This is a genomic window from Microbacterium sp. UBA3394, assembly GCF_002358725.1.
GTDB classification, from domain to species: Bacteria; Actinomycetota; Actinomycetes; order Actinomycetales; family Microbacteriaceae; genus Microbacterium; species Microbacterium luteum.
Genome location: NZ_DEPK01000019.1, coordinates 5,848 through 8,657, shown reverse-complemented (window position 1 = coordinate 8,657; position 2,810 = coordinate 5,848). Strand labels below are relative to the sequence as shown.

The following is a 2,810-nucleotide window of genomic DNA, read 5'->3' as shown; positions in this document are numbered from 1 at the left end:
CGCCGCTGCGGGAGTCCGGGGTGAGGATGCGTCGTCGTCCGTATCCTCGACCGCAACCCGAGGGAAGAATCCCGCGACCCGAGGGCGGAAGACACCCGAGGGAGGAAGTCACCGTGCAACCGTGGCCGCTGTGGCCGAGCATCATCGCCCTTGTCGCCGCCGTCGGCATCGTCGTCGTGGCCGGCTCGCGGCTGGCCCGCGCCGCCGATGAACTGGCAGACCGTACGGGACTCGGCGAGGCGGTCGCCGGCGCGGTGTTCCTCGGCGCGGTCACCTCCCTCCCCGGGATCGTCACGACCGCCACCGGCGCGCTCGAGGGCGACGCCGCCTTCGCCCTGGCGAATCCGATCGGCGGCATCGCCCTACAGAGCGTCTGGCTCGCGATCGCGGATCTGCTGTATCGACGAGCGAATCTCGAGCACGCGGCGGCGTCGATCGAGAACCTCTTCCAGGCCGTCGTGCTCGTTGCGCTGCTCAGCCTGCCGGTCATCGCCTTCGCCACGCCGCAGCTGACGGTCGGCTGGATCCATCCGGTGACCGTTCTCATCCCGGTCTTCTACTTCTACGGTCTGCACTTGCAGCGCCGCATGCATCAGGCCCCGATGTGGACGCCGATCCGCACGCGTGAGACCCGCGACGACGAGGAGGAGCAGGAGCACAGCGGACCGCTCTCGCGCCTGTGGTTCACCTTCGCGGCGCTCGGGCTCGTCGTCGGCGTGGCCGGGTGGGTCATCGGGCAGGCCGGCCTCGGGGTCATCGCGGCGACCGGATGGCCGAGCGGGGTCACCGGGTTCACGGTGACGACGGCGGTGACATCCCTCCCCGAGCTCATCGTGCTGATCTCCGCGATCCGCATCGGTGCCCTCACCCTGGGAGTCGCCAACATCATCGGCGGCAACGTCTTCGACGTGCTCACCCTCACCGTGGCGGACGCCTTCTTCCTCGACGGCACGATCTATGCCGCGGCCGGCGACGAGAGCCTCGTGCTCCTCGGCGGGACCCTCCTCATCACGGCCGTGCTCGCCGCCGGGCTCATCATCCGCGATCAGCGCGGCATCGGGTTCGAAGGGATCGGCATCCCGGCGATCTACGCCGGCACCATCGGCCTCGCGCTGTTCGCGATCTGACTCTTATCCGGCGACCGCGCACGCGATAGCGTCGAGGGGAATCGGCACCTCGACATATGGAGCAGGGATGAACATCGCAGGCAAGGTCTTCGTCGTCACGGGAGCGGGAAACGGCATCGGCCGCGAGGTCACCCTGCAGCTTCTGCGCTCCGGGGCCTCGGTCGCCGGCGTCGACCTCAACGCGGACGGGCTCGCCGAGACGGTGGCACTCGCCGCGGCGGGCAACCGCCTGTCGACGCACACGGTGAACATCACCGACCGCGAGGCCGTCGAGGCGCTGCCAGCTGCCGTCGCCGACATCCACGGGGCGGTCGACGGCATCGTCAACGTCGCCGGCGTCATCCAGAAGTTCGTCAAGATCATCGACCTCCCGTACGAGGAGATCGAGAAGGTCATGACCGTGAACTTCTGGGGCACGCTGCACATGGTCAAGGCGTTCCTGCCGGTGCTGGTCGAGCGACCGGATGCCGCCATCGTCAACGTCGCGAGCATGGGAGCATACGCCGCCGTGCCCGGTCAGGCCGTCTACGGCGCCTCGAAGGCCGCCGTCGGCCTGCTCACCGAAGCGCTCTACGCCGAACTCCAGGGCACGTCGGTCGCGGTGACGGCGATCTATCCCGGCGCGATCGGCACGAACATCGCGGCGAACTCCGGCGTGGTGATGGACATGCCCGACGGTGACGCGGCAGCATCCGCCCGCAAGACGACAACGCCGGCCGAAGCGGGTCGCGTGATCGTCGAGGCGATCGCGAAGGGCAGGTTCCGCGCGACGATCGGCAGGGACGCCGCGACGATGGACAAGCTGTCGCGGCTGAACCCCAAGTACGCCACCGAGCTCATCGCGAAGCAGATGGGCGATCTCCTCGGCTGACCCGCAACGGATCGTCGCGCGCGCCGAGAGCTGAGGCGACGGCATCCGTCAACCCCCCTTTCCGCGGTGAGCCGTAAGTGCTTCGCTGGATCGTGGGCGCATCCGCCCGGCAATCGCGATCCGCGAAGGAGAACCCATCCCATGCCTCAGCTTCCCGAGCCCACAGACGGCACCTCGGTCGCCCAGTATCCGTCTTCCGAAGCGGAGATCGGCTCGACCACCGACACCGGCGCGCCCGCGCCGAGTGACCGCAACAGCCTGACGGTCGGAGCCGACGGCCCGATCGTGCTGCACGACGTGCACTTCCTGAACCAGATGGCGCACTTCAACCGCGAGCGCATCCCGGAGCGCAACGTGCACGCGAAGGGCTCCGGTGCCTTCGGCGTCTTCGAGACGACCGGAGACGTCACCGCCTACACGAAGGCGGGGCTGTTCCAGCCCGGCAAGAAGACCGAGATGCTCGCGCGCTTCTCGACCGTCGCCGGCGAGCAGGGCTCGCCCGACACGTGGCGCGACCCGCGCGGATTCGCGCTGAAGTTCTACACCGATGAGGGCAACTACGATCTCGTCGGCAACAACACCCCGATCTTCTTCATCCGCGACACGATGAAGTTCCCGCACTTCATCCGCTCGCAGAAGCGCCGCGGCGGAAACGGCCTGCGCGACAACAACATGCAGTGGGACTTCTGGACCCTCAACCCCGAGTCCGCGCACCAGGTGACCTATCTCATGGGCGACCGCGGCATCCCCACCTCGTACCGGCAGATGAACGGATACGGCTCGCACACCTACATGTGGGTGAACGAGGCCGG

Annotated in this window: 3 protein-coding genes; all 3 read left to right on the top strand. The window is 68.3% G+C overall.

Translation table 11 applies throughout. The features are described 5' to 3' along the window. The first annotated feature begins 113 nt into the window (after positions 1–113). On the top strand, positions 114–1,127 hold the full coding sequence (locus B4E30_RS00785; RefSeq protein WP_286793087.1) for a sodium:calcium antiporter: 1,014 nt from the start codon (positions 114–116) through the stop codon (positions 1,125–1,127). Between the two features lie 67 nt (positions 1,128–1,194). Further along, entirely contained in the window at positions 1,195–1,998 is an 804-nt protein-coding gene (locus B4E30_RS00780) for an SDR family NAD(P)-dependent oxidoreductase (protein ID WP_286793086.1), read from the top strand. Positions 1,999–2,139: 141 nt separating this feature from the next. Continuing rightward, on the top strand, positions 2,140–2,810 hold a 671-nt coding region (locus tag B4E30_RS00775; RefSeq protein ID WP_286793085.1), incomplete at its 3' end, for a catalase.

Coding starts and splice junctions, on each gene's coding strand:
- B4E30_RS00780 (WP_286793086.1), top strand. CDS start 1,195: ATGAACATCGCAGGCAAGGTCTTCGTCGTCACGGGAGCGGGAAACGGC.